The sequence below is a fragment of the Streptomyces sp. NPDC049879 genome, assembly GCF_044461265.1.
Taxonomy (GTDB): domain Bacteria; phylum Actinomycetota; class Actinomycetes; order Streptomycetales; family Streptomycetaceae; genus Streptomyces.
Map to the genome: position 1 here is coordinate 923,840 of NZ_JBITKT010000001.1, position 25,291 is coordinate 949,130.

Here is a 25,291-nt window from a genome sequence, read left to right on the forward strand (position 1 = left end):
CGCCACCATCCCGCCCACACCGGGACGACCCGGTACGGAACGCCCTCCCCCGCCCCGCACGTTCCCCCCGATCAGGTTCCCCGGCCGGGCGTGTCCCCGGGACGGGTAGCCTGGGCCCGTGCCCGTACTCTCCGACGTGACCGCCGCGCTCGACGGCCTGTGGCCCCGCGAACTGGCCGAGGGCTGGGACGCCGTCGGACCCGTCTGCGGCGACCCGGACGCCGAGGTGACGCGCGTCCTGTTCGCCCTCGACCCGGTGCAGGAGATCGCCGACGAGGCCATCGCGCTCGGCGCCGACCTCCTCGTCACCCACCACCCGCTCTACCTGCGCGGCACCACCACCGTCGCCGCCGACACCGCCAAGGGCCGCGTCGTCCACACCCTGATCCGCAACGGCGTCGCCCTCCACACCGCCCACACCAACGCCGACCGCGCCGACCCCGGCGTCTCCGACGCCCTCGCCGCCGCCCTCGGCCTCCGCGTCACAGGACCCCTCGTCCCCGACCCCGCCGACCCCACCGGGCGACGCGGCCTCGGACGCCTCTGCGAGCCCGACCGCCCCCTCGACCTGGCGTCGTTCAGCGCACTCGCCGCCGAACGCCTCCCCGCCACCGTCCAGGGCGTCCGCGCCACCGGACCCGCCGACCTGCCCCTGCGCACCATCGCCGTCTGCGGCGGCTCGGGCGACAGCCTCTTCGACGCCGTACGCGCCGCAGGCGCCGACGCCTACCTCACCGCCGACCTGCGCCACCACCCGGCGTCCGAGGCCCGCGAACACTCCCCGCTCGTCCTCGTGGACGCCGCCCACTGGGCCACCGAATCCCCCTGGTGCGTCCAGGCCGCCGCCCAACTGGACGCCGTGTCCGAACGGGCCGGCTGGGGCCTGCGCACCCACGTGTCCCAGCGCGTCACCGACCCCTGGGCCCTCCACCGGCCGTCACCCACCACAGCCGTCCCGTGACGCACCGCCCCATATCCCCACCGCCACCCGCCGCCGGCACAGACCGAGCAGTCCCCAGCAGAGGAGCCCCCAACTGAACGCCGCGCCCGCCGATCAGATCCGGCTGCTGGACGTCCAGGACCTGGACGTCCGGCTGACCCAGCTCGCCCACCGCCGCGCCCACCTGCCCGAGCACGCCGAGATCAAGGCCGTCGAGACCGACCTCGCCCAGCTCCGCGCGCTGCTCGTCGCCGCGAAGACGGAGGAGAGCGACACCCTCCGCGAGCAGACCAAGGCCGAGCAGGACGTCGACCAGGTACGCCAGCGCTCCGCCCGCGACCAGCAGCGGCTCGACTCCGGCCTCGTCACCAACCCGAAGGACCTCTCCGGCCTCCAGAGCGAGATCGCGTCGCTCGCCCGCCGCCAGGACGACCTGGAGAACGTCGTCCTGGAGATCATGGAGCGCCTGGAGACCCTCCAGGCCCGCGTCGTCGAGTTCACCGCCCGCGTCGAGGACCGGGAGCGTACGGCCGCCGAGGCCGTCGAGCGCCGCGACAAGGCCACGGCCGAGATCGACGCGGAGGCCGACACCGTGCGCGCCGACCGCGAACGCCTCGCCGCCTCCGTCCCCGCCGACCTCCTCAAGCTCTACGACAGGCTCCGCGAGCAGCAGGGCGGCGTCGGCGCCGCACGCCTCTTCCAGCGCCGCTGCGAGGGCTGCCGCCTCGAACTCAACATCACCGAGGTGAACGAGGTGCGCGCCGCCCCCGCCGACACCGTCGTCCGCTGCGAGAACTGCGGCCGCATCCTGGTGCGCACCTCCGAGTCCGGCCTGTGAGCGGCGCGGCGCCCGGCGGGCGCAGGCTCGTCGTCGAGGCGGACGGCGGCTCCCGGGGCAACCCGGGCCCGGCCGGCTACGGCGCGGTCGTCCTCGACGGCGTCACCGGCGAAGTCCTCGCCGAGACCGCCGAGTACCTCGGCACGTGCACCAACAACGTGGCCGAGTACCGGGGCCTCATCGCCGGGCTCCGCGCCGCCCACGCCCTCGCGCCCGACGCGGCGGTGCACGTCCGCATGGACTCCAAGCTTGTCGTCGAGCAGATGTCGGGCCGCTGGAAGATCAAGCACCCCGACATGCGGCCCCTCGCCATGGAGGCGCGCGGCGTCTTCCCGGCCGGGGCGGTCACGTACGAGTGGATGCCGCGCGAGCGCAACAAGCACGCCGACCGGCTCGCCAACGAGGCGATGGACGCGGGCGCGCGCGGCGAGACGTGGCGCCCGCCGGCCGACGCGCCCGCCCGTACGCCCGACCTGGCCGACCCGGAACCGCTCCCCGAGACGCCCACCGTCGGCTGGGGCGGCAGCGACGCCCCCGCCACCACGCTCCTGCTGCTGCGGCACGGCGAGACGGCGCTGACGCCGGAGAAGCGGTTCTCCGGCAGCGGCGGCGCCGACCCCGAACTCTCGGAGACGGGCCTGCGGCAGGCCGAGGCGGCAGCGGCGGCGATCGCGGCCGCCGGGGGAGTGGCGGGCATCGTCAGCTCACCCCTGGCCCGCTGCCGCCGCACGGCCGAGGCCGTCGCGGTACGGCTGGGCCTGGAGGTCCGCTTCGACGAGGGCCTGCGCGAGACGGACTTCGGCGCCTGGGAGGGCCTGACGTTCGCCGAGGCGGGGGAGCGGTACCCCGACGACCAGCAGGCATGGCTCCGCGACCCCGGCGGCGACACGGGCCCGACAGGCGGCGAGACATTCACCGCCGTCGCACGCCGGGCGGCGGTGTCCCGCGACAAGGCCATCGCACGCCACGCAGGCCGGACGGTGCTGGTCGTCAGCCACGTGACACCGATCAAGTCACTCCTCTGCATGGCACTCGGCGCACCTCCCTCGGCAATGTTCCGCCTGGAACTGTCCCCCGCAGGCTTGTCCGAAATTGCCTACTGGCCAGACGGCGGCACAAGCATCCGCCGAGTCAACGACACATCACACCTAAACACCTGACCCCCACCAAACACGCCACAAAACGCCCCAACTGCCCACCTCGCCAGGCGTTGGTATCTCCCTCGTAGGGGCGATGAGGACCCGCGCGCATCGGCACCTGGGACCGCTCGACGTTCGAGGTTGGTACCCCTCGTAGGGGCGATGAGGACACCGCCTCACGCATCTCCTTGCGCTCCGGGACGACCGGTTGGTACCCCTCGTAGGGGCGATGAGGACGACCACGGTCCTGACGGCCTCCGGTTCACGCGCGATGTTGGTACCCCTCGTAGGGGCGATGAGGACATGATCTGGTAGCGCGCCAGCAGCTTCCGGGACACCGCGTTGGTACCCCTCGTAGGGGCGATGAGGACCCGCGCCGAACGGCTCGCCGAACTGCTCGCCGCGCAGTTGGTACCCCTCGTAGGGGCGATGAGGACCCCATCGTGAAGATGCAGGTCGGCGTCGGTGGTGTCGTGCCGTGGTGAGGGTGTTTTGCAGTGGACCGGCGGTTGTGTTGGTGAGGCCGGGGTGTCGCTGAAATCTCGGCCTGCGTGCCGGGCAACGCTGCTGGCTCCCCTCGTTCGGCGTCGTGACCCCGCTGCAAGACCCTACGCGCCCGGACGGCGCGGGGCGCCTCGATCTCCCTGTGTGCGTCCTGCTGCGGCGCTCCGCCGCCCCCCAGGGCCGCGCGTTCCCCCTCCGGACGCGCGGCCCCGGCGGCGCGGGCGCGGGTGAGTCCCCCGTCCCCGCCGCCCCCGGTCACCCCGACCCGGGGAGCAACGCCGCTCACTACCCCCGACGGGACAGCGCGCCGGAATGTCAGGCCGCGCACCGCCTGACATTCCCCCACCCCACCTCGTCGGACCGGTGACATACACCGACGACGCTGGGAGAGCCCCCGATGAACGTGTTCCTGTGGACCGTGCAGGCGGTGCTGGCCGCCGTGTTCGCCCTGTCCGGGCTGCTGAAGCTGGTCCTCCCCATCGACCGGCTGGCCGCGCAGCTCCCCGTCGTCCGCGACTACACGCCGCGCACCATGCGGCTCATCGGCCTCGCCGAACTGCTCGGCGCCATCGGCCTGATCGTCCCCGCCGCCACCGGCATCGCCCCTGCCCTCACCCCCGCCGCCGCGACCGGGCTGGCCGTCCTGATGCTCCTGGCTGCCCGCGCGCACCTGCGCCGCAGTGAGTCGCAGGCACTGCCCGGGAACGCCGTGCTGTTCCTGCTCGCCGCGCTCGTCGCCTGGGCCCGCTTCGGCCCGTACGCCTGGTGACGGGCGGCCGGGGACCGTTAACGCGTTGCGGCGGTCCGTGCCCCGCCGCCAGACTCCCGGCATGCTGAAGCCCATGTCCGAGACCTCACGCGACGTGTCCGCCCTCTTCGCCAGCGGGCGGCTCGTCGCGATCCCCCGCCGTACCGCCCGCCGCGAACAACTGCTGAACCACCTCGCCGAGACCCTCTTCGAGCCCGGCCGCGACTACTCCGAGCGCGAGGTCAACGACACGATCGCCACCGTCCACGACGACACCGCCGCCCTGCGCCGCTACCTGGTCGACGCGGGCCTGCTCGCCCGCAGCCCGGACGGCACGGTCTACCGCCGCGTCACAGCTCCGTGACCACCACGTCCAGCTTCCCGGGCCCCGGCGCCTCCACCACGTAACCGAGGTCCCGCAGCGCGCCCGTCAGCGCGGCCGCCGACCTCGGCAGGGCGCCGGCCGTGAGCAGGTCGCGCAGCAGGCGGCCCTTCGTCGCCTTGTTGAAGTGGCTGACGACCGACCGCTTCTCCACGCCGTCCACCACGCGCGACTGGAGGACCCGCACGGTCACCGTCCGCCGCGCCACCTCACCGGCGGGCCGCCACATCGCCGCGTACGCGGACGACCGCAGGTCGAGCACGACCTGCCCGTCCGCCGCCTCCGCCATCGCCTCGTCCATCGGCGCCCGCCAGTACGCCGACAGCACGCCGAGCCCCGGCAGCCGTACACCCGCCGCGCAGCGGTACGACGGCACGCGGTCGGTGATCCGCAGCGCGCCCCACAGCCCGGAGAACACCACCACCGACGCCCGCGCCCGCCGCCGCGCCGCCGCGTCGAGCGACGCCAGGCCCAGCGCGTCGTACAGGACGCCCGTGTACAGCGCTCCGGCGGGGCGTGCCGGGGCAGACCGCAGGCGGGCGTTCTTCGCCACCTCGCCGCGCAGCCCCTCGCTGAGGCCGAGCACCTCGCGCGCCTTCTCCTCGTCGGCCGCGCACAGGGCGGTCAGCTCGTCGAGCACCGCCTCACGCGCCGCGCCCAGCGCGGGGAACGACAGCCCGCCGAGATCAACGGGCGCACCGGCGCCGTCCCCGGCCTTACCCTCCGATGGTGGCAGCAGCACAAGCACCGGCACAGCGTACGAGACGCGCACCCGCGAAACCCAACCGGGACCGCCCCGACCAGGCCATATGGACCCGCGTCGCCCCGGCGCCCGGCACCCCGGCGCTCGACCTGCTCACCGCCTCCTTCGACCAGCTGCGCTACGCGCCGCACGCCCACGCCGAGTTCGCCGTGGGCGTCACCACGGGCGGCCTGGAGACCATCCGCTACCGGGGCGCCGACCACGTCTCCGCGCCCGGCACCCTCGTCGTCCTCGAACCGGGCGAGACCCACACCGGCGGGCCCGCCACCCCCACCGACGGCTTCGCCTACCGCGCGTTCTACCCGCCGCCCGTGCTGCTGGGCGAAGGCGTCACCGGCCGCCCGTACTTCCGCAGTCCCGTCATCGAAGACCCCGCGCTCGCCACTGCCCTCGACCGCGCACACCGCGCCGCCACGAACCCCACGCCCGACCCGCTGCGCACCGAGACCGACCTGCTGCACCTCCTCACCGCCCTCGCCCTCCGCCACGCCGCCCCCGGCACCGCCCGCCCCCTGTGCCCGCTCCCCGGCCCGGACCGTATAGCCGACGCCATGCGCGAACGCCTCGCCGACCAGCTCGCCGCGCCCCCCAGCCTCGCCGCCCTCGCCACCGAACTGGGGCTCTCCCGCTACCAGGCGCTGCGCGCGTTCCGCACCTCCACCGGCATGACGCCCTACGCCTGGCTCGCCCAGCACCGCGTCAACCGCGCCCGCGCCCTGCTCGAACGCGGCTGCCGCCCCGCCGACGCGGCGGCGCGCGTGGGTTTCGCCGACCAGGCGCACCTGACCCGCTGGTTCCGCAGGGTGCTCGGCGTCACTCCCGCCGCGTACCGCAACAGCGTTCAAGACGCCGCGCGCCGTCCCCGCTGACGCTGGGGGCATGTCACCACGAGGCTGGTTCCTGTTCGCCCTGATGTGCGTCATATGGGGCATCCCCTATCTGCTGATCAAGGTCGCCGTCGAGTCGGTCTCCGTGCCCGTCGTCGTCTTCTCGCGCACCGCCGTCGGCGCGCTGCTGCTCCTGCCGTTCGCCGTCCGGCACCTGCGCGCCCTGCGCCCGTACGCCCTGCCCATCGCGGCCTTCGCGGCCTGCGAGGTCATCGGGCCGTGGGCGCTGCTGTCCGACGCGGAACGTCAGCTGTCCAGCTCCACGACCGGCCTGCTGATCGCCTGCGTGCCGGTCGTCTCCGTCCTCATCACCAGGGAACGGCCGGACGCCCGCCGCTGGACCGGACTGATCGCGGGGCTCGTCGGCGTCGCCGTCCTCGCCGCGCCCGAACTGACCGGCGGCAGCGCGTGGTCCGTCACCGAGGTCCTGCTGACCGCCCTCGGCTACGCCGTCGCGCCCCTGATCGCCACCGGGCCGCTGAAGGACGTCCCCACCCTGCCGCTGACCGCCGCCTGCCTGGCCCTGGCCGCCCTGCTGTACGCCACCCCGGCCGCCCTCACGCTGCCCGACACCATGCCTTCCGGCCGGGTCCTGGGCGCGCTCGCCGCGCTGGGCGTCGTCTGCACGGCGCTGGCGTTCGTCGTCTTTCTCGAACTGATCCGGGAGGTCGGCATCTCGCGCGCCGTCGTCTTCACGTACGTCAACCCGGCGGTCGCCGTCGCGGCGGGCGTCACGTTCCTCGACGAGCCGCTGACGGGCGCGATGATCGCCGCGTTCGCCCTGATCCTGGCCGGGTCGGTGCTGGCCACGGGTAGGATGGCACGCACGGCGGACGAGCCGGCCGGGCGGTCGCGTCGGGATGCACCGCATCCCGCCGAGGAACGTCCGGGCTCCACAGGGCAGGGTGGTAGGTAACGCCTACCTGGGGTGACCCACGGGAAAGTGCCACAGAAAACAGACCGCCGGGGCTTCGGCACCCGGTAAGGGTGAAACGGTGGTGTAAGAGACCACCAGCGCCCAGGGTGACCTGGGCGGCTCGGTAAACCCCACCCGGAGCAAGGTCAAAAGGGGCCGCCTCGCGGCGGCCCTGCGCGGACGACCGAGGGCTGCCCGCCCGAGTCCGCGGGTGGACCGCACGAGGCCGGTGGCGACACCGGCCCTAGATGGATGGCCGCCTCCCCCGGGCGCCGCAAGGCCCCGGGGAGACAGAACCCGGCGTACAGGCCGCCTCGTCCGCCGCCCTCCCCGGCAGGTCGCCCGGTCAGGCGATGCCCGTTGCCCCGGACTTGACGCTTGTCACGAACGAGGCGAACGCGGTGGTGGGGAAAGCCAGTTGCGGGCCAGTGAGGTTCTTGGAGTCGCGGACGGGGACGATGCCGTGCGTCGCGGCGAAGTTGTCGGCGGCCTCCAGGCAGGCGCCGCCGTTGTTGCTGTAGGAGGACTTGTACCAACGCGGGGTTCTGGACATCACGGAGTGCCCCTTCGTAGCTGCTCGATCGCGGCGACGGACGCCGACGTGCTTCAGCAGCGTTCTGCCCACGATGCCCGTGGTGAACGCGGACGAACCGCTGAGCGGGGAGATCGGCATCGCATCCGCTCATCCAGCGCGGCGTCCCAGACGTGCTGGAACGCCGCGTTCGGCTTGCCCGCCCCCTGCATGCGGAGGGCCTGGCCGTCAGGCGATGCCCGTTGCCCCGGACTTGACGCTCGTCACGAACGAGGCGAACGCGGCCGTGGGGAAGGCCAGCTCCGGGCCGGTGGGGTTCTTGGAGTCGCGGACGGGGACGATGCCGTGCGTCGCGGCGAAGTTGTCGGCGGCTTCCACGCAGGCGCCACCGTTGTCGCTGTAGGAGGACTTGTACCAACGCGGAGTTTCGGACGTCACGGGGTGCCCTTTCGTAGCTGCTGGATCGCGGCGACGGACGCCGACTGGGACAGCGCTTCTGCCTGCAGTTGATGGTAGGCCGCCAGCATGGGCAGCACGAACTTTCCGTCGCGCTCGACGTTTCCTCGCTGCGACGATTCCGCGTAGGACATCAGCGAGCGGTCCGCCATCGTCAGTATGTGGATCGGCAGGCTGAGAGTACGGCGCACGCCCATCTCGAACGGGGCGACCTGCAGCACGGTGTTGGGCAGCTGGGCGAACTCGACCAGAGACGCGAGCTGCGCGTCCATCACCGCTGCTCCCCCGATGGGGCGAACGATGCAACTTTCGTCCAGCACGACGGAGATCAGCGGCGGGGGCGTCCGGTCCAGCGCCGCACGCCTTTCGGTGACGAGCGCCACGCGCTCGTCCGCCTGTTCGGGGCTGATGGCGCCCCGCTGGACTGCGGCGTTGGCCAGCACCGTTGCGTACTCCGCCGTCTGGAGAAGCCCGGGGATAACGCCGATCTCGAACAGCTTGATCTCCGCAGCACGGCCCTCGTACCCGACGTACTCCGGAAAACCCTCCAGCAGGCTGCCGTGGCGGAGCTCTCGCCACTCGCGCTCGAACGAACTTTCCGTGTTCTCGGTGCCAAAGGCTTGGTCGCTACTACGCGAAAAGCGCAAGGTAGGCATCTTCCGCCCAGTTTCCACGGAAGAGATGTGCGTGCTGGAGTACTTGATCCGTTCCCCCAGGTCCTCCTGCGTCCACTTCCGGCTCTCGCGCAACCTGCGCAAACGCGCGCCGAACGCGGCCTGTGGGGAACTCTCGGGGACCAAGTCCTTGCGGTTCATAGGGCGTGCACCAACCTTCCGTCCAAAACCGACACGTTGAATGGGCGTCCGACGTGGGGCAGCCTATCCATCCATGGTAGTTGTTCCACTACGGAGCGAAGTCGCTCAGTGCGGCGCGGACCCCCGCGCCGCGCGCCCCCACCTCGCTCCGGGCCGCGACGAACGCACAGCGGCCGGGACCGACTTGCCAAGGACGACCAGCGTCCGCCTCCCTCCGCAACGGGGGCGGACACGGCTCCGGCCGCCCCTGGAGGTGTCATGCCGATCCCCGTCCCCGACCAAGCAGCCCTCGTCTACGCCTGGGACTTACTCGCTCGCGCCCAGGGGATCGAGACGTGGCGCAGAACCGTCACGCTGGTGCTGCGCTCGTGGGGGGCGTCGGACGCGGCGGTCGAGGTGGCCCGCCTGGGCATCAGCGAGCTGCTGGCCAACGTCGTCCGGCACGTGGAGGACCCGCTGTGCCGGTTGTCGGTGGTGCTCGACGCCCGGCAGGTGCGGGTGCAGGTGGCGGACCGTTCGCCGTGCGTGCCGAGGTTCGCCGAGCCCGCGTGGAACGCGGAGTCGGGGCGCGGCCTCTGGATGCTCAGGGCGATGTGTCCGGGCTTCGGCTGCGAGCCCGGCGCCGCCGGGAAGACGATGTGGTTCGCGGTGGACCTGGACCCGGTGGATCGGGCGGTGGCCTGATGCCGTTCCGGCGGAAGGCGCTGCCGTGACCGGGGAGTTGACCGGGACGCCGTACGCGGTACCCGGCGACGGGAACGAGTGGCTGGTCGGCGCGTGCTGGCTGTGGTGCGGACACCGGGTCGGCCTCGTCGTGCGGCTCGGGTCCGTGACCGTCACCGACCCGCCGGGCGAGGCCCCGCTGTACGGCTGCGGGTCGTGCGTGCAGCGGTTGCACGACGCGGCACTCGACTACGCGGAGGTCGCGGCGGACGGCCCGGACGGGGACAGGCTTTACGTGGCGCCGGGCTCTCCGCCGGGAACCGAGCGGACCCGTCCGCGCAGGCTGCCCCGGCGTCCGCGTACGGTGCTCGGCCGCCGCTGGCTGCGGCTGGCCGAGGAGGCGTCCGGGTCGGCCGAGGAGCCCGCCTTACCGGCGGCCGATCTGACAAGTGGGGGGAATGTGCAGCATCGAGTGATCCTGCAAGCGGTGGCGGCAGGCCTGTCAGGGGCCGCGATCGGGGCGGTGGCCGCGCTGGGCTGCTCCGAGGCGGCGCGCCGGGCGTTGTTCGCGGTGGACCGGCGCTGGTGGCGGGCGTACCGGCTGGCGCTGACGGCGCTGGGCGAGGACCCGGACGACCTCGACCACGACCCCCCGGCCCCGGCCGACGTCCACCGCGCGCTGAACACCATCGTGCTGCTTCACGCGCTCGAAGAGGCGCACGGCCTGACCGGCGCCGACTGAATCCCGGCCCCGGAGAAAGAGGAGACATGCACCGCGAGAACGACTTCACGGACCCGCCGCCGCGCAGGATCGGCGCCCTGGCGCTGATCACGGACGAGTTCGGCGACGTGCTGCTGGTGGAGAAGGCGTACCGCACGGGCCCGGACCGCTTCGGCCTCCCCGGCGGCTGCGCTCGCCCGGGGGAGGAGGTGCCGGCCGCCTGCCGCCGGGAGGTGCGGGAGGAGACGGGGCTCGACATCGCGCCGCGACGCGTCCTGGCCGTACACCAGATGGCCGCCGCCGGGACCGCCGCGGAGGGCGTCAACATCGTCTTCGACGGCGGCCTCGTCCCCAGGGCGACAAGGCTGACGCTGCCACCCGACGAACTGTCCGGTTACCACTGGATGCCGGTCTCCGACCTCCCCGACCTGGTGGCGCCGTACACGCGTTGGCGGATCACCACGGCCCTCACCGCACTGCACGGCGAAGCGGTACTCCACATCTACGACCACCCCGACAACCTCACCGCCACGGGCGACGCGACATCCTGGCCCCCCGCGTAGGGGCCCGAACGTGCTGCGGCCGGGGCCGAGTTGCCAAGCCCGTTGCCGTCGCCGACGCGGACCGGGTCGGTCTCGAAGAGGCACAGGCCCTGTTTGCCGGCCACGGCCAGACTCCGGCCGTCCGGCAGCCAGCGGCAGTCCATCGGGTTCCTGCTGTCGTCCGGGTCCGCGTAGAGCCGGACGGTCGTCTCGTTCTCGCCGGTGTCGGCGGCCCAGACGCGTACCGTGTGGTCGCCGACGGAGGCCAGGCGGGTGCCGTCGGGTGACCACTCGCAGGTCTTCACGGGGTGGGTGTGGCCGCGCAGGACGTGCAGCGTCTCGCCGGTGGCCGCCGCCCAGACACGGATGTCGGGCCCGTGCGCGCTGGCGAGCAGGGACCCGCAGGGAGAGATGCAGAGCAGGCGGCTGGAACTGTCGACTTTCCGGCTCGTGCCGCTGGGCAGATCGTGGACGACCGTGCCGCCCAGGCCGCTGTAGACGAGTCGGCTCGCGTCCGGGGCGACGACGCAGCGCAGCATCCGGCCGGTGACGGCGGGGTGTTCGAGGAGGTCCCGTTCCTGCCCGGTGGCCACGTCCAGCAGGCGTACGGTCCCGTCCTCGCACGCGGCGGCCAGCCAGGCGCCGTCGGGGGCGGCGGCGAGGTCGAAGACATGGTTCGTGGCCGCGCTGAGCAGCGACTCGCCGGGGCGGACCGGGCATTCGATGCGGTGCAGCAGCCGGCCGGTGGTCACCTCCCAGATCACGACGGCGTCGCGGTCGGCGGCCGCCAGCCAGGCGCCGTCCGGGGCCACGACGCACGAGCTGTAGCGGCCGGAACCGAACGCGTGGCGCCGATCACCGGTGACGGCGTCCCAGATCGTGATCCAGCCGTCAGGCCCGTTGTCGTCGGTGGTCGCGAGCCACGAGCCGTCCGGTGCCGCCGCGCAGGACGACAGGGGAACCCGGCGCGGATCGGCCCGTTCGGCGGCGCCCGGGGCGTCCAGGTCCCAGAGCCAGAGGGTGCCGTCCTGGCAGCCGACGGCCAGCCGCGCGCTGTCCGGCGAGAACGCGTACGACGTCACCGGCGAGTTGTGCTCGCCGAGCGGGACCGGAGTGGAACGGCCGCCGGTCGTGTCCAGGAGCGTCGTCCGCGTCTCCTCCGGCGTGGCGGCGACCCACGAGCCGTCGGGAGAGACCGCGTGCACCGGCCCCAGGGGGCATGCGAAGGCCGCACGCACCTCACCGGTGGCGGTGTCCCAGACGCGGGTACGGCTCTGACGCGGGCCGATCTCGGCGGCCAGCCAGGACGCGTCCGGCGCCGACACGAACCGTTCGTTGCCGTCCACGTCGAACGCGTCGTCCGCGGTGACCGTCCGGGCGGCGGGCGCCGTCGTGTCGAGGAGCCGGCCGTCCGGCATCCCGTACAGCGCGAGCGGCTGGGCGGGGTGGCCGAGGGCGAGCCACGTCCCGTCCGGCGCTGTCGCCACCGGCTTGTCATCGGGCCCCACGTCCAGTTCGCCGGACAATCGGCCGTCCGGCATGCGGTAGAGCCTGATGCGGCGTCGCCCCGCCGTCGTGCGCGGCTCACCGATCGCCAGCCAGGCGCCGTCCGGGGCCGCGGCCACCAGCCCCCCGTCGAACATCCCGCGCAGGTCCCCGGACTCCACGTCCCAGACCCACACCGCACCGGCCGCGTGGGTGGCCAGCCACTCTCCTGACGAGGGCAGGACGCAGCCGTGTATCCGGTTCGGCACGCCGGCACCGTGATCGAGGGTCGGTCCGGGCCGCCACGTACGAACGTCCCAGAGCCGGACCGCGTTCCGCCGGTCGGGGCTGAACCCGCCGGTGATCGAGACCAGCCGGCGACCATCCGCCGACCAGGCGCACCAACGGGCGTCGCCTTCCCGGCCATCGAGGACCCGGGCCAGGTGGGGGGCGGGTCGATCCGGCATCGGCCACCTGCTCCGCAGGCCGGGTCCGGACGCCTCCACCATCGACGCCAACTCCGGTACGCCGCTCAAGCGGAGCAGCAGGGCATCGCGCAACTCCCTCTCGGACTCGGTACGGGCCAGCAGATGCCCGGCACGAGCCAGCTCACGCCGCAACACATCAGCCACGGGCCCGCCGACACGCGTCAACTCTTCCTCAACGCCCGGCAGCCCACTCGCCCAGAGCTTCGCCGCGACCTCGGCGAGGGCAGACGGATCGGAGATCGACACACGTGACCCTTACTCATCGCCCCACTACCACCGACACCCGACACAGAGGCACTGACGACCCGGGGGGTGCCCTGCCCCCACCGTACCGACCCCGGCGTTGGTGCCCCTCCGAGGGGCGATGAGGACCCGATCTCGGGGCGCTCGGCTACTGCTTGCCGGGAGTTGGCGTTGACGACTTTCCTGTATCACCCGATCAAGTGCAGCAGTCCGCCCACTGCCCTGAGCCGGACATCGTTGGCGCAGCGCACGTACCCCTTCAGCTTGACCAGAACGCCAACAGCCGCTCGCGCCCGTCGAGATAGCTCTCGCCATCGGAGTACCACCGCACGAAGCGGGTCACAGCGGCACGCTCGTCCAAGGACAACGGACGGACCAGCTCGTCGAAGGAGGAGAGTCGGTCCTCCGGAGGCGGGGTGAGCACCCAGACCACCCAGAAGCCCGGACCGCCTGCCTCCTCGGTGTCGAAGAGGCAGTGACGTACGAAGGCCGGGAAGAAGTACCAGAACGCCTCCGGCAGCAGACACCGCAGGTCCATCCGTATCTGCAGCAGGTCGACGGCGGCCAGTTCGTCCCAGTTCTTTCCCGACACCGCACGGGCTACATCCTCGGTGTACACGCACGAGTGCGCCAAGAGTTCGCCGGGGCGTTGACGGGCCGCAAAGGCGGCACGGAGCTGCTCCCAGATCTGGGTGCGCTCGTAGAGTTCGGCCAGCTCGTCTTCATCGAGTTCGTACTCCACGGGTTTCCCTTCCTTCTTCGCGGCACTCTGCTCTCGACCCAACGGTGGTGAGAGATCACCGCACTCCAGCAGAACTCATCAACCTCAGCCACGCCGAGCGATCTTGCCGGATCATTCTCCGCACGGGTTTGCGCCGCAGTGCAGACGCCGCCGGTACGGCCTCACCTGGACCAAAAGCGCGGCTTCCACTCGCGAGATCTCCCCGCGGGCCACAGCCCTCGACGCGGACACCACCCGATACTCACCTTCACCTGAGGGATGCGGCTCCTAGGTGTGTTGAGCTCGTGTTGGTACGCCTCCGAGGGGCAATGAGGACGACCCTCAGCTCACCAGCCAGGCCGTCGCGCATGTCGTTGGTACCCCTCCGAGGGGCGATGAGGACCCGCCGCATCGCCCACCACGGCATGACACCCACCGGGTTGGTACCCCTCCGAGGGGCGATGAGGACGGCCGCGACGGGCAACGGCGTCGAGTCCGTCACCCCGGAGTTGGTACCCCTCCGAGGGGCGATGAGGACTGGCCCGACAACCCGAGCGCGCACCCTCGTTCCTCGCGTTGGTACCCCTCCGAGGGGCGATGAGGACCTGCCCGTGGACCCGGACGCCTCCGCCCGCGCCCTGCGGTTGGTACCCCTCCGAGGGGCGATGAGGACACATGGGTCGCCGGACTCGCCCGCACGCTGCTCGAGTTGGTACCCCTCCGAGGGGCGATGAGGACCACCGCCGGGGCGGTGATGGCCATCGGCTACGGCGCGTTGGTACCCCTCCGAGGGGCGATGAGGACCGCCAGGAGCCGCCGGTCCGCCCCGGCCGCCGCCGTCTGTTGGTACCCCTCCGAGGGGCGATGAGGACCCCCCGCCCCCCTCCCGTTGCGTACCGTCGTGCGCACCGTTGGTACCCCTCCGAGGGGCGATGAGGACCCCATCGTGAAGATGCAGGTCGGGGTGGGGTGTGTGGTGGTGTGGCGGGGGTGGTTTGCAGTGGACCGGCGGTTGTGTTGGTGGGGGTGGGGTGTCGCTGAAATCGGGTGTCACAGGATGTCGGTCGGTGCCGGTTCGGTGGCGCCCCATTCGTGGCGGATCGGTGTGGTGCCGGGTGGGAACGCGTAGACCAGTACGTTGTCGTAGCCGAGGTCCAGGACCTCGGCGACCGCCGACTTGAAGCGGCGGAGCTGTGCCTCGGTGAGCTGGCCTTCGAAGACGCTGCGCTGGACCCGGTGCAGGTACTTGCGGCAGGTGCGCAGGATCTTCGGGTTCCGCTTGGCCGCCGTGTCGTAGACGACGATGACGTGCACCCGCACTCACCACCAGATCCGGAACGGCTTGTACCGCGTGCCCTCAAGGCAGCGGCGGGTGAGGGCGAGGGCGTCGAGGTAGATCAGTTCGTCGTAGGCCACCGGGCGGCCGAGGGAGCGGTGCGCGACGGTCGTGCCGAGTTCGTCGCGGACCGTCTGCACGACGAGTTTTCGACCTGTCTCGCTCAGCATGGCCTGGTTCACGCCCGTCTCGAAGTGGTGCTCCTTGAGCTGCTTGCGGGCCGCCATGCGCAGCAGAAGCCGTTCGGCGAAGAGCGGCTTGAACATCTCGGCCAGGTCGAGGACGAGCGAGTGGCGCTGGCGTTCGAGGCTGCTGTGCAGGAAGGCGATGCCGCTGTGCAGCGGCGTGAGGCGGACCGCGGTGAGCGCGCGTGCGTAGACGATGCCGTTGACGTAGCTGATGAACGCGTTGCCCGCGTTGCGCGGCGGTCGGCGGCTGCGGCCGTGGAGCTGGAGCCAGTCGGGAAGCTTCGTGTCGAGCACCTCCCACGCCGAACGGCGGAAGGTGCCCTCGGCTCCCATCAAATGGGTCGGCGTGACGGCTTCGCGGATGGACGACTGGAGCGTGGCGTAGGGCGCGGTGAGCAGCTTGCGGTCGATGACGCGGCGGACGTTGAACGCGCAGGCGTCGACGATGGACCGTGCGATCTCCATTGCGGCGTCCGGCTGTTGGGCGATGCCCGCCTGGGCCAAAACGGTCTGGCCCGACGTGCTGGTGTCGGACGTGACGAGCGATCCCGCGTAGTCGCCGTAGTAGCTGAGCAGGTGGACGCTGATCCGGTGCCGGTTGAGCAGGGAGACCACGGACGTGTTGAGGTCGGTCTCCGCGCAGGCGATGATGTCGCGGACGTCCGTGACGGGGATGTGGACGTGGGGCGCGGCCTCCCGTTCGATGACGAGGGACTCGTCCTTGCGGCGGATACGGCACGGGCTGGTGAGCCAGTAGGTGCGGGCGGCGGTGGGCATGTCATTCCGTCCAGCAGTAGTCGGTGTAGCTGCATCCACGGCACCGGTCCCGGGGCAGGCGATCCGGGGACGCGGGGGACAGGGCGACGGACAGGACCTCGCCGATGTCGGTCTCGGCCTGGGCGGCGGCCTCGGGGGTCCAGGGGAGGCGGACGGTTCGCCTGGTCGCCGGGTAGTGGAGGATCGCGCCCTGAACGTCGACGCCGAAGCGCGTCAACTGGTGGCAGTAATGCAGTGCTTGGGCACGGTCGGCGTCGGAGGGGCGGGCGGAGGACTTGACCTCGTGGACCCACTGCTGCCCGTCGAAGAAGTCCAGTCGTGCCGCGCCGAGATCGACCGGGCTGTGCCGCGCGTAGGACGAGTCGTGCACCGCCTCGCCGAGCTGGACGGTCGGGTTGAGGCGTTCGGGGCGGATGCCACGTAAGTAGAGCCAGAGCTGGCGGCGGCAGTGGTGCAGGTACTTGATGTGGACGCCGCCGACGTCGTCGCGCGTGATCACAGGACTTCTCCGGGCTGGTAGTCGTTCCCCGGCTCGTCACGGACGCCGCGCAGGCCGAGGTCCGACGTGTAGTCGCCGTCGATGAGCCGGACTTTCAGTTCCCTGTCCCACCGGGCCAGGCGGGTGGCCCAGTGCGGCAGGGGGATCAGGTAGTCGTCCGCGAGCAGCCGTCCGGCCTCGCCCTTCGCCTCGGCGAGCGCGTCGGCGTACTTTTTGCGGTCTTCGAGGAGAACGGCCTCCGTGCCGTCGAAGAGCGCGTCGAACGCCTCCGTGAGGTCCGAGCGGTCGGCGAAGGGGAAGTCGAAGCGCAGGAACGCGCTGGCGAACGAGTCGCGCGCGGCCAGGACGTCCGCGTACCACTGCTCGCCCCACGGGCTGTCGTAGACGGTGTCGAGCCACGCCGTCGCGTCGGCCTCGTCGATCAGCGTCCCGTCATGGGCGGTGAGGAGATCCCACGCGGCCTCGACGGGAGGCCGTTCGTAGATGCCGTCGGCGAACTCGTCGGCGCCCTGGCCGCGCCGCGTGGTCCATGCCGGCTGGTGCACGATCACGTCGGCCGGGAGGCGCGCCGCGACACGGTTGACGCGCCCGAAGCGCTGGAGGAGGGCCTCCAGCGGGGCGGCGGCCGTGAACAGGACATCGAAGTCCACGTCCAGTGATACCTCGACGACCTGGGTGGCGACCAGCAGCCCGGGGCAGCGGGGCTTGCGCGTGCCGGAACGGTCGGTGATCCGCTCCTCAATGCCCATGCGGTCACCGCGCTTGAAACGCGAATGGAGCAGGATGGCGGCGTCCGGGCCGTGCTTCTCCCTGGCCGACGGGGCGAGTTGCTCGAAGAGGGCGAGGGCGTGGGCGACGTTGTTCGCCACGACGAGGACGGACTCGTCACGTGCGAGGCGAGCGCTGATCTCGGCGACGGCGGCCGGGTCGGTGAGGTGGTGGTCCCGGACGGACAGCCGGTGGCGCGGCGGGAGGCCAAGGCCGGGCGCGTCTACAGAGTGGATCGGCCCGGCGAGGGTCTCCCGGAACAACTCGGCCAGCTTCGCGGGCAGCGTGGCGGACAGGACGGCGACGCGCCCGCCGAGCCGTTCCCACAGCGCGGCGTTGGCCAGGATGAAGCCGAGGCGTTCGCGCTCGTAGGCGTGCAACTCGTCCATGATGAAAGCGGAGTTGGCGGTGTCCAGCAGGACGCTGGAGTGGGACGCGCCCACCAGGGCGCCGCGCAGGAGCTGGTACGGGGTGCCGACCCGGACGGTCTCGTGGAACAGGCGGGTCGCGGCGCCGCGTGCGACGGCCTTGGCGGCGGCGTCGGCGCGGGACGGCGTACCTTCCGAACGGTCCGCGCCGCCGTCGTCGTCGGGCCCGTCCTGCGGGGCGGTGGCCACGGCGAAGTGGTGGGCGGCGGCGCGGGAATGGGCCACCCCGACGGCCTCCGGGACGCCGAGCAGCTCGCCGAGCCGCTTGGTCATGGCGTTGATGGACGCCAGGTACGGCAGCGTGTAGAAGACGCGCGGGACACCACCCGACTCGCCGGCAAGATCGGCGACTTGGCGTGACGCCCACAGCAGGGCCGCCTCCGTCTTGCCGCTGCCGGTCGGGGCGCGCAGCAGCAGGTGCCCCGAAAGGTTGGCAGCTTGCGCCTGATGGGGACGGAGCCGCTGGTCCTTCCCGGCCATCCACTCCGCCAGGAGAGGCGGGAAGCGCGCGCCGAGGGGCTGGTCGGCGGCCAGGTCGCGGTGTGCCGAGGAGAGGTGGTCGGCCATGGTGACCGCGCCCTGGAGCAGGACCGCCGTCAGGCCGTCGTCGGCGGCGGCCTGCTCCTCCCAGCGGTCCAGCAGGTCGCCCAGCAGCCGGTGGGCGTCGTCGAGGAGGGCGGCGGCCGGGTCGGGGCGTTCGGGCTCGGGTGGCGTGGGGTGGCCGGGAAGGCCGTGTGCGGCGGCGGTCTCGTGCAGCCAGGTGGTGAGGGCGGACACGGAACGGGCCGGGACGCGGTCGAAGCGTTCGGCGAACTCGGCGCGGTCGCTGCTGCCGTACAGCGCCCGCAGGTCCCGGCCCTCCCCACCCGTCAGCGCGCGGTGGTGGCTGGCAACGCCGACCGACACCCACGGAAGAAGGGCGGGATCGCCGATGACCCACGGGAGGAAGCCGAGGGACAGGACCTCGTGCCGCTCGCCCCAGAACGGCCGGAGCTTGTGCACCATCTCCTGGAAGCCCTCTTCGACCTTCCCGCCGTCATGCGTCAGGCAGGCCCACTCCACCGCCGCCCAGAACGCCGCGCTGTCGAGGACGGGTGCGACGGCCGCCAGCCGGCCGGTGCGGTGGCGCACTGCCCGGGCCGCCAGCAGGGTGGCGCGCAGGTGTGAGGTGAGGGATTCACCCCGGGACTGGCCGTCGGCGGGGCTTTTGGCCCAGACTGCGTCGAGGATCTGGCCGGGCGGTGGGGGGCCGTTCACCCGGGTGGACCCGGCACCGTGGCGGGGTGGGGGGACGGCAGCCGGGAGAGGGCCTGGCCGTCGCCCGTTGACCAGCTGCCGTTGACGAGCTGTCGCCCCAGGCCCGTTCGGTCGAAGCGGTAGGAGTCCCACTTCGTCCTCGCCCGGTCGGCGGAGACGGCGGTGGGCAGCCGCAGCCGGGTCGAGGCCGCCGCGTCGACCGACGACTCGGGCACGAGCGCGCCGCCCAGTTGACCCGGCTTCTCGTTCACCGGAACGTCCTCCAGCGCGATGTGCACGAGGTCCTGGCTGCGGCCGAGCCGGAGCGGCCAGCGCGGCCTGCGCAGGCGGAGACGCCACAGGGCGAGGTCGTCGAACAGCCACAGGCGCAGGGTCACATCGGCCAGGAAGTCACGGTTACGCGGCGCGGGCGGCGCCTTCTTCCCGGACACGTCGAGCGGGTGGTACGTCTCCAGATCCGTGCCGCGCCCCCGTGCGTGGAACGTCATCGCGAACGACAGCGCCGGGTCCACCGCGTCCCAGCCACCGGCCGCCGCCGCCAGCATCCCGCCCACCGTCGCCGGTGACGGGCACGGCAGCGTGACCTGGACGCCCGCGTACAGCGGATTGCGGAACGACACGACCGGCGCGGTGACGGTGACCTCCAGCGCCTTGCGGAGGTCCGGACCGCTCATGCGGCGTCCTCGAACCAGTCGTCGTGGTCACCCGCCTCGATCCGCCGCGCGAGGCCCGTCAGCACCGTGCGCGGATGCTCGACGACGACCTTCTTGTGGTCGATGAGATCCTTCAAGTCGGCTGCCACCCGATCCCGTTGATCGCCCAGAAAGCCCGGCGCCCACCCGATCAGCACCGTCCCGTCCAACTGGTCCTGCCACGCCTCGAACTCCTGCCGGAACACGTCCGCGTCGAAGACCGGCCGCCCGTCCCGCGCCGCGAGGACGCGCGTGAACGGATTCACCCCGCCCAGAACCGGCGCGAGGAGGACGAGGGCCGGGGTGCGGTCGCCGTAGTGCAGCGCCTTTTTCGCCCCGCCCCGCAGCGACGCCAGCGCGCGCAGCAGCACCGCGACCCGCCGCCGGCGTTCCTCCAGCGGCAGTCGTACGGCCGCGACGCCCCGGAACGTGAGCGGCTCGGCGCCGTTGCTCCGCGCCTCCTCCGCCACGGCCGGGGCGACCGCGACCCGCAGGCCGCTGCCGTCGGTCTCGAACACGCCGACGCGCGGCAGGTCGAGGAGGAGATCCCCGGCCAGGACGCCGCTGTACAGCTGGTGCTGGTGAATGACGGGGTGTTCACCGGCGGGGAAGTCCCGGCTCATGGTCCCGAAGTCGAGCGTCGGCCGCTGCGGCGTCACCGACACGAGCGTCCCGGTGGCGAGCACGGTGTCCCGCTGGAAGTTTTCCTTCTTCACCGCGACCATGTAGCCGAACAGGTCGTCGTCCAGGTAGAGATCGGGGCGACCGGCCGTGTACGCCTGCTGGTTCTTCCCGCCGCTCTTCCCGTCGCGGGTGACCTTCGAACGCGGCTCGTCGGCGGGCAGCGAGTCCCGCAGCCACCGGCGGAACGCTTGCGCCGAGACGTACGGGTACGTGTCGCGCCCGACCCGCATGCTCTTGACGACGCCGATGTTGTCGGAGCCCTCCCCGTTGTTGGGCGCCCCGGCCACGACGTCCTGCACAGCCTTGCCGACCAGAAAACTCACGGCAGGTCCCCCTCTTCCCCTTCTTTCATGAACTTCTCGTCGTCCTCGTGCATTTGGACCGCGACCTCGTCGTCCTTCTCCTCGTCGTCGTCCTTCGCCCGCCAGCCGAGCCGCGCCAGTTCCTCCAGCACCCCCACGAAGAGGAGGTCGCGGTGGAGCCAGGTGGGGTTGTCGGGCGAGGGATCGAAGAGCAGCACGGCGAGCCGGGTGCTCATCAGCGGCTCGTCCCCGAACTCCTCGTGCGGCGCGCCCGCCCACAGCACCGCGTGCCGCGTCATCCAGCTCCGGAGCTGGGTGGAGTTCCGCAGGTGGGCGCGCAGCTCGCGCAGCGGCCCCCGGCCGGTCGCGGAGTTCAGGAGCCCGCCGAGCTTGCGCGCGGTCGCACGGATCTCGGTGAGATCTTTCTCGTTCATCTGCATCACCTCTGTCACGAACGACTTCAACAGGTCCGCCAGCGCGCGCGTCCCGGCGTAGTCCTTGGACCGCCTCATCAGGCAGTCGGCGAGATGGTTCACGCCGGTGGTGACCACGCGCGTCGGCGTGTAGAAGGCGTTCCGGGCCAGGACGACGATCCCGGCGAGCTGCTTGGTGGCGTGGGCCATGACGAGCGCCTGGAAGCCGCGCCTGCGGCCACTGAGCCGGGTCGTCTTCCGCAGCCACTCGGCGAGCGGCTGCTGCAGCTCGTGGGATTCGAGGAGCTGGCCACGGTTGTTGTTGTTGAAGACAAGGAGTTCCACGCCGTCGGTGATGCGCTCGCTGTAGTGCTTCAGCGCGTACAGGGCCACCACTTCACGGACCTCGGAATGCCGGTCCGACTCCTTGCCCGTCAGGGCAAGTCGCTGGTTCCGCCGGACTTGGTCTCGTACCGTCCGGCGGACGAAACCCTCGTCCAAGCTGTGCAGCGCCACGGACGAACCGCCGGTCAGCTGGCATCCGTACGGCAGCGCGTAGAAGCAGCACAGGCACGGCCAGCACAACGCCACGCCCTCGTGACCGCGCGGTGTGCTGTTCCGATACGACTCGCTCTCCGCCAGCACGACATCGCGCTTGCCGAAGAAGCCGACCGCCTCTCGCCCGCACAGCACGCACCCGACAGCCGGCCAGCGGGACGGGGCGGGGATGGTCAGCCAGGACCGTACGGCCTCCCGCACATCCGCGTCCGTCTTCGCGCGTCCGTCAGCCGTCTTCCCCTTGCGCCGACCGGGGTGGTTCATCGGGGAGTTGGGGAAGAAGGACAGGCTCGCCTTCTGCCAGAAGCCGTCAGGGGCCTTGCTCTCCCGCACGGACGCACGTTCCGCGTCCAGGATCACCTGGCGCATCGCCGACTGGAAACCCGCCGCGTCCACCTCTTCGGGGCCGTCCTTCGTCTCGGCGAGGGCCGCGAGCGCGTGGGCGCCGAGGCGTTGCAGCGGGTGCGACGTCAGGACGAGACGGGACTGCTCTTCCCCGCTCACGACTGCACCCACCCGAACCCGGCCGCGTTCGCCTGCCCCAGGCCCCAACTCCACAGGGCTCGCAGTGTCTCGGGCGGCCCCGACAGCTCGGCCTCGACCGGCGCGCCCGGCTTGGCGCCGCCACCGACGCGGAACGACCGCTTGGCGCCGATCCAGGTGACCGACTCCAGCTCGACGCCCGGGTCGAGTCCGAGGGTCTCGGCCTTGCGCACCAGGTTGTTCTGGAAGTACTCGGCCCACTCGGGCTCCGACGGCAGCAGCCACGCCTGCCGGGTGACGCGGTCGCCGTTCTCGTCCTGGCCCGAGCCCTTCATCACGACGGGGGTCGCGGTCCGCAACCGCACCCGCCCGGACGCGCAGGACGGCGGAGAGACGACCTCGACTCCGGTCACGCGGAGGGCGACACCACCCCAGTCGAGCAGTTCGCGGCGCGCCAGTCCTTCGCCGAGCGCATGTACCACCTCGGGAACAGGACTGCCGAACTCCACGACACCCGCCCCACCGGCCGCGTACTTCCCGCGCGCACGACGTGCCTTGGGGAAGACGGGCGCTCCGTGCCCGACGGGCACCATGCCATGGGACCCCATACCGTGCTCATGAAGCTGCCGCCCGAGATCGGGCGCCACACGACCCAGCACGTCGTACACCAGACCGCGCCCCGGCGCCAGCACACTGCCCCAGGGCAACTCGGCGGCCGAGGTCACCACGGACACCCGCACCTTCATCCACCACCCCCCCCCCGATCAGCGCCGCGAGCGGCCAATCAGATCTTCACCCCCCGATGCGCGCTGAGTGTACGGACGCTCACTGACAATCACCCATCGCCCACACGACACCACCCCGGTCTGATAAGGTCCGCCGCCGCAGAAGCGAACGCGTCTGTTCGACGCCGCGCCAACCCGGTACCAGCGGACGGGCGCAGGTGCGTTTTCCCTGGTAGGGCGATGAGAACTCCCGCAGCCCCTCGGCAAGCTCGCGCACCAGCTCGGGGTTGGTACCCCTCAGATGGGCGATGAGGACCGTGCGGTGCGGGTCGCCGCGGCGATCGGCGCCAGGGGTTGGTACCCCTCAGAGGGGCGATGAGGACCCCACCCGACATGGGGGCGGCCACCCCAGACCGTACCGTTGGTACCCCTCAGAGGGGCGATGAGGACCCCACCCGACATGGGGGCGGCCACCCCAGACCGTACCGTTGGTACCCCTCAGAGGGGCGATGAGGACCGTCAACCACGCAGCGCAACGTCAGGTGGCGCAGGCGTTGGTACCCCTCAGAGGGGCGATGAGGACGCGGCGGCGCGGGCGCGGCGGCGGGGAGGTTCCCGGCGCGTTGGTACCCCTCAGAGGGGCGATGAGGACCCGACCGAGCGACCCGGCACCGGTCACCTACCGCGAGTTGGTACCCCTCAGAGGGGCGATGAGGACCAGATCCCGCCCGGACGGTACGGTCTGGCCCGGTTGTTGGTACCCCTCAGAGGGGCGATGAGGACGACAGCACACAGGTCAGCGTCGGTGATGGGGGGAAGTTGGTACCCCTCAGAGGGGCGATGAGGACGAGATCACCGTCCGGAAGGCACTGGGAGTCCTCCGAAGGTTGGTACCCCTCAGAGGGGCGATGAGGACGTGCCACGGCCCCGACCTGCGCTGATCCTCCACCAGTTGGTACCCCTCAGAGGGGCGATGAGGACCCCAGAGTAAAGGTGCAGGTAGTAGGGGGTGCCGGATGGTGTGGGGGAGTGTGGTTTGCAGTGAGCCTCCGGTTGTGTTGGTGAGGCCGGGGTGTTGCTGAAAGTGGTGTGTGGTGTTGAGGGCTCGATGGTCTCACCTTTGGGTTGTTCAGCGGGGGAGTTGGAGCGTCGGTGTCGAGGCGTTGAGCAGGGTGGTTCCTGCTGGGGTGAGGGTGTGCAGGATGCGGTTGCGGTCGCGGTGTGCGTCTGTGAGTGCGCAGGCGCGTAGTGCTGTGGCGTGTTCGCTCGCGCTCGCGGGGGAGATGCCCAGGTGCCGTGCCACCTCCGATGTGGTGCTGCCGGGGTGTTCGGCGATTGTGTACAGGACTCTTGCGCGCGTGCGGCCCAGCAGTGTGATCAGTGATTGCGGTACTTCGGCGAGGAGTTGAGCCGTGGTGATGTCGTTCGCCGTCGGGCGGGAGAGCGCGTCGGCTCCGCCGATGGGGTAGGACAGCCACGGTTGGGCCGAGTCCGAGTGGCCCAGAGTCGGGGCCAGCGTCTGGAAGACCGTGGGGATCAGCAGCAGGCCTCTGCCGTTCAGGTGGACGTCGCCGCTGTGGCCGGAGACGAGGCGGACCTCAAGGACGGGCGGGCGCCAGCGGATCCACCGGGGGTTGAGCCCGTTCAGCACCTTCTCCAGGCCGTCCTCGGCGAAGTGGCGGCTGCGGGTGGCGCGGTCGGCGGCGGCCAGGTGGGCGATCCTCGGCCAGTACGGTGCCACGACGCGTTCGTACGTCTGCTCCATCACGTCGACCAGCAGGTGCAGGCGCCGTGGGTCGTCGCCGACCCGGTGGGCTTCGGCCGGTACGCGGGGGACAAGTTCCGCCCAGCGTTCCATGTCGGTCCGCAGGCGCCGGGCGGGGGTGCGCCGTACGGACTCCAGCATGTCCGAAACGCTGCCCGGTTCCGCCGTGGTGAGGAAGTCGGCCGAACTCGCGCGTCCCGGCAGGACGTCGAACAGCAGCCGTGTCCGCCGGTCGAGCCCGGACAGGGCGCGGCGCCCCCAGGCCGCGAAGCCGAGTGGCCGGTCGGGGACCTGCAACATCCGCACCGCCGCCGCCAGTTCCCGGAGGGGGTGCGGCCCGTCGGCCAGCCGCACGCGGGCGACGTCGGCCGGCGTGAAATGTATTCGCAGAGTCATACGGGCGATGTTCCGTGTGCTCCGTCTTTCGGTCCAGACCGAATCTCCTCGATTTCGTGTACGGCGCACGGAAGTCTTGTGCCGCGCGACACCGCCACCGTCTCGGCGCGGGGGCGGCGTCGGCCTCAGGGTGCGGTGACCGGCGGGGATGCCGTCGGCTGGACCGGACAGGCGCCACCGGCGAAGGCCGGATGGGCGTGGCAAGCGGACGGCGAGGAGGACAGCCCGCCGGTCACG

24 protein-coding genes, 1 other RNA gene, 1 pseudogene and 3 CRISPR repeat arrays are annotated in these 25,291 nt (G+C 71.8%); of the genes and pseudogenes, 11 read left to right on the forward strand and 15 right to left on the reverse strand.

Going from position 1 to position 25,291, the window contains the following annotated elements:
* Positions 1-118: 118 nt before the first annotated feature.
* The 5 genes from ACIBPC_RS04325 (at position 119) to ACIBPC_RS04345 (ending at position 4,533) form a co-directional block, all read left to right on the forward strand.
* On the forward strand, positions 119-961 hold the full coding sequence (locus ACIBPC_RS04325; protein WP_362962626.1) for a Nif3-like dinuclear metal center hexameric protein: 843 nt from the start codon (positions 119-121) through the stop codon (positions 959-961).
* Between the two features lie 73 nt (positions 962-1,034).
* Positions 1,035-1,778, forward strand: coding sequence for a C4-type zinc ribbon domain-containing protein (locus tag ACIBPC_RS04330; RefSeq protein WP_362962809.1), 744 nt, complete (start codon positions 1,035-1,037; stop codon positions 1,776-1,778).
* Positions 1,775-2,938: a bifunctional RNase H/acid phosphatase gene (locus tag ACIBPC_RS04335; RefSeq protein WP_398841169.1), complete on the forward strand. Its 1,164-nt coding sequence runs from the start codon at positions 1,775-1,777 to the stop codon at positions 2,936-2,938. The genes ACIBPC_RS04330 and ACIBPC_RS04335 overlap by 4 nt, the downstream gene beginning before the upstream one ends.
* A gap of 51 nt (positions 2,939-2,989) precedes the next feature.
* A CRISPR array of direct repeats spans positions 2,990-3,354; the repeat unit is 30 nt; unit sequence GTTGGTACCCCTCGTAGGGGCGATGAGGAC.
* A 464-nt stretch (positions 3,355-3,818) separates the two neighbouring features.
* Positions 3,819-4,190: a DoxX family protein gene (locus tag ACIBPC_RS04340; protein ID WP_398841170.1), complete on the forward strand. Its 372-nt coding sequence runs from the start codon at positions 3,819-3,821 to the stop codon at positions 4,188-4,190.
* 73 nt (positions 4,191-4,263) lie between these two features.
* Positions 4,264-4,533 carry a DUF2087 domain-containing protein gene (locus ACIBPC_RS04345; protein WP_362962632.1) on the forward strand — a complete coding sequence of 90 codons (270 nt, stop codon included), beginning with the start codon at positions 4,264-4,266 and terminating at the stop codon, positions 4,531-4,533.
* On the opposite strand, the gene yaaA is transcribed toward ACIBPC_RS04345, so the two are convergent.
* The gene (gene yaaA, locus ACIBPC_RS04350; protein WP_398841171.1) at positions 4,520-5,299 is read right to left on the reverse strand and encodes a peroxide stress protein YaaA; all 780 of its coding nucleotides are present in this window, start codon (positions 5,297-5,299) and stop codon (positions 4,520-4,522) included. The genes ACIBPC_RS04345 and yaaA overlap by 14 nt on opposite strands.
* Positions 5,300-5,358: 59 nt before the next feature.
* On the opposite strand from yaaA, the gene ACIBPC_RS04355 reads away from it, so the two are divergent.
* From ACIBPC_RS04355 to rnpB, 3 genes and pseudogenes are all read left to right on the forward strand, one after another.
* Entirely contained in the window at positions 5,359-6,183 is an 825-nt protein-coding gene (locus ACIBPC_RS04355; protein WP_362962811.1) for an AraC family transcriptional regulator, read from the forward strand.
* Positions 6,184-6,226: 43 nt separating this feature from the next.
* Positions 6,227-6,949, forward strand: a pseudogene (locus tag ACIBPC_RS04360) (DMT family transporter); the annotation flags it as partial.
* Between the two features lie 86 nt (positions 6,950-7,035).
* Positions 7,036-7,438, forward strand: an RNA gene (gene rnpB, locus ACIBPC_RS04365) — RNase P RNA component class A.
* A gap of 25 nt (positions 7,439-7,463) precedes the next feature.
* Here rnpB and ACIBPC_RS04370 read toward each other — a convergent pair.
* The 3 genes from ACIBPC_RS04370 to ACIBPC_RS04380 all read right to left on the reverse strand — a co-directional run bounded on the left by ACIBPC_RS04370 (position 7,464) and on the right by ACIBPC_RS04380 (position 8,920).
* The gene (locus tag ACIBPC_RS04370) at positions 7,464-7,670 is read right to left on the reverse strand and encodes a DUF397 domain-containing protein (protein WP_398841172.1); all 207 of its coding nucleotides are present in this window, start codon (positions 7,668-7,670) and stop codon (positions 7,464-7,466) included.
* A gap of 207 nt (positions 7,671-7,877) precedes the next feature.
* Positions 7,878-8,087, reverse strand: a complete 210-nt coding sequence (locus tag ACIBPC_RS04375) for a DUF397 domain-containing protein (RefSeq protein ID WP_398841174.1) — start codon at positions 8,085-8,087, stop codon at positions 7,878-7,880.
* Positions 8,084-8,920: a helix-turn-helix domain-containing protein gene (locus tag ACIBPC_RS04380; protein ID WP_398841175.1), complete on the reverse strand. Its 837-nt coding sequence runs from the start codon at positions 8,918-8,920 to the stop codon at positions 8,084-8,086. The genes ACIBPC_RS04375 and ACIBPC_RS04380 overlap by 4 nt, the downstream gene beginning before the upstream one ends.
* Positions 8,921-9,178: 258 nt before the next feature.
* On the opposite strand from ACIBPC_RS04380, the gene ACIBPC_RS04385 reads away from it, so the two are divergent.
* The 3 genes from ACIBPC_RS04385 to ACIBPC_RS04395 are packed head-to-tail and all read left to right on the forward strand — an operon-like array spanning position 9,179 to position 10,867.
* Positions 9,179-9,604: an ATP-binding protein gene (locus ACIBPC_RS04385; protein WP_398841178.1), complete on the forward strand. Its 426-nt coding sequence runs from the start codon at positions 9,179-9,181 to the stop codon at positions 9,602-9,604.
* A 25-nt stretch (positions 9,605-9,629) separates the two neighbouring features.
* Positions 9,630-10,325 carry a hypothetical protein gene (locus tag ACIBPC_RS04390; RefSeq protein ID WP_398841180.1) on the forward strand — a complete coding sequence of 232 codons (696 nt, stop codon included), beginning with the start codon at positions 9,630-9,632 and terminating at the stop codon, positions 10,323-10,325.
* Between the two features lie 26 nt (positions 10,326-10,351).
* The gene (locus ACIBPC_RS04395; protein WP_398841182.1) at positions 10,352-10,867 is read left to right on the forward strand and encodes an NUDIX domain-containing protein; all 516 of its coding nucleotides are present in this window, start codon (positions 10,352-10,354) and stop codon (positions 10,865-10,867) included.
* Here ACIBPC_RS04395 and ACIBPC_RS04400 read toward each other — a convergent pair.
* The 11 genes from ACIBPC_RS04400 to ACIBPC_RS04450 all read right to left on the reverse strand — a co-directional run bounded on the left by ACIBPC_RS04400 (position 10,807) and on the right by ACIBPC_RS04450 (position 25,054).
* A complete protein-coding gene (locus tag ACIBPC_RS04400; RefSeq protein ID WP_398841184.1) occupies positions 10,807-12,600 on the reverse strand; it encodes a WD40 repeat domain-containing protein in 1,794 nt (597 codons plus the stop codon). The genes ACIBPC_RS04395 and ACIBPC_RS04400 overlap by 61 nt on opposite strands.
* A 721-nt stretch (positions 12,601-13,321) precedes the next feature.
* Complete coding sequence (locus tag ACIBPC_RS04405) at positions 13,322-13,804, reverse strand: hypothetical protein (RefSeq protein WP_398841185.1); 483 nt, start codon at positions 13,802-13,804, stop codon at positions 13,322-13,324.
* A 286-nt stretch (positions 13,805-14,090) separates the two neighbouring features.
* Positions 14,091-14,723: a CRISPR direct-repeat array (repeat unit 30 nt; unit sequence GTTGGTACCCCTCCGAGGGGCGATGAGGAC).
* A 110-nt stretch (positions 14,724-14,833) separates the two neighbouring features.
* Positions 14,834-15,097, reverse strand: a complete 264-nt coding sequence (gene cas2 / locus ACIBPC_RS04410; RefSeq protein ID WP_398841186.1) for a CRISPR-associated endonuclease Cas2 — start codon at positions 15,095-15,097, stop codon at positions 14,834-14,836.
* A 6-nt stretch (positions 15,098-15,103) separates the two neighbouring features.
* Complete coding sequence (gene cas1, locus ACIBPC_RS04415) at positions 15,104-16,084, reverse strand: CRISPR-associated endonuclease Cas1 (protein WP_398841187.1); 981 nt, start codon at positions 16,082-16,084, stop codon at positions 15,104-15,106.
* A 1-nt stretch (position 16,085) separates the two neighbouring features.
* The gene (locus ACIBPC_RS04420) at positions 16,086-16,583 is read right to left on the reverse strand and encodes a CRISPR-associated protein Cas4 (RefSeq protein ID WP_398841188.1); all 498 of its coding nucleotides are present in this window, start codon (positions 16,581-16,583) and stop codon (positions 16,086-16,088) included.
* Positions 16,580-19,036, reverse strand: a complete 2,457-nt coding sequence (gene cas3, locus ACIBPC_RS04425; protein WP_398841190.1) for a CRISPR-associated helicase Cas3' — start codon at positions 19,034-19,036, stop codon at positions 16,580-16,582. Before cas3 ends, ACIBPC_RS04420 begins: the two co-directional genes overlap by 4 nt.
* Positions 19,033-19,710 (reverse strand): CRISPR-associated protein Cas5, encoded by a 678-nt coding sequence (cas5, locus tag ACIBPC_RS04430; protein WP_398841191.1) that lies wholly within the window; start codon positions 19,708-19,710, stop codon positions 19,033-19,035. Before cas5 ends, cas3 begins: the two co-directional genes overlap by 4 nt.
* The gene (cas7i, locus tag ACIBPC_RS04435) at positions 19,707-20,735 is read right to left on the reverse strand and encodes a type I-B CRISPR-associated protein Cas7/Cst2/DevR (RefSeq protein ID WP_398841192.1); all 1,029 of its coding nucleotides are present in this window, start codon (positions 20,733-20,735) and stop codon (positions 19,707-19,709) included. Before cas7i ends, cas5 begins: the two co-directional genes overlap by 4 nt.
* A complete protein-coding gene (locus ACIBPC_RS04440) occupies positions 20,732-22,189 on the reverse strand; it encodes a hypothetical protein (protein WP_398841193.1) in 1,458 nt (485 codons plus the stop codon). The genes cas7i and ACIBPC_RS04440 overlap by 4 nt, the downstream gene beginning before the upstream one ends.
* Positions 22,186-22,896, reverse strand: coding sequence for a CRISPR-associated endoribonuclease Cas6 (cas6, locus tag ACIBPC_RS04445; RefSeq protein WP_398841194.1), 711 nt, complete (start codon positions 22,894-22,896; stop codon positions 22,186-22,188). The genes ACIBPC_RS04440 and cas6 overlap by 4 nt, the downstream gene beginning before the upstream one ends.
* Before the next feature lie 283 nt (positions 22,897-23,179).
* Positions 23,180-23,874: a CRISPR direct-repeat array (repeat unit 30 nt; unit sequence GTTGGTACCCCTCAGAGGGGCGATGAGGAC).
* Between the two features lie 148 nt (positions 23,875-24,022).
* Positions 24,023-25,054 carry an ArsR family transcriptional regulator gene (locus ACIBPC_RS04450; RefSeq protein ID WP_398841195.1) on the reverse strand — a complete coding sequence of 344 codons (1,032 nt, stop codon included), beginning with the start codon at positions 25,052-25,054 and terminating at the stop codon, positions 24,023-24,025.
* Between the last annotated feature and the right edge of the window lie 237 nt (positions 25,055-25,291).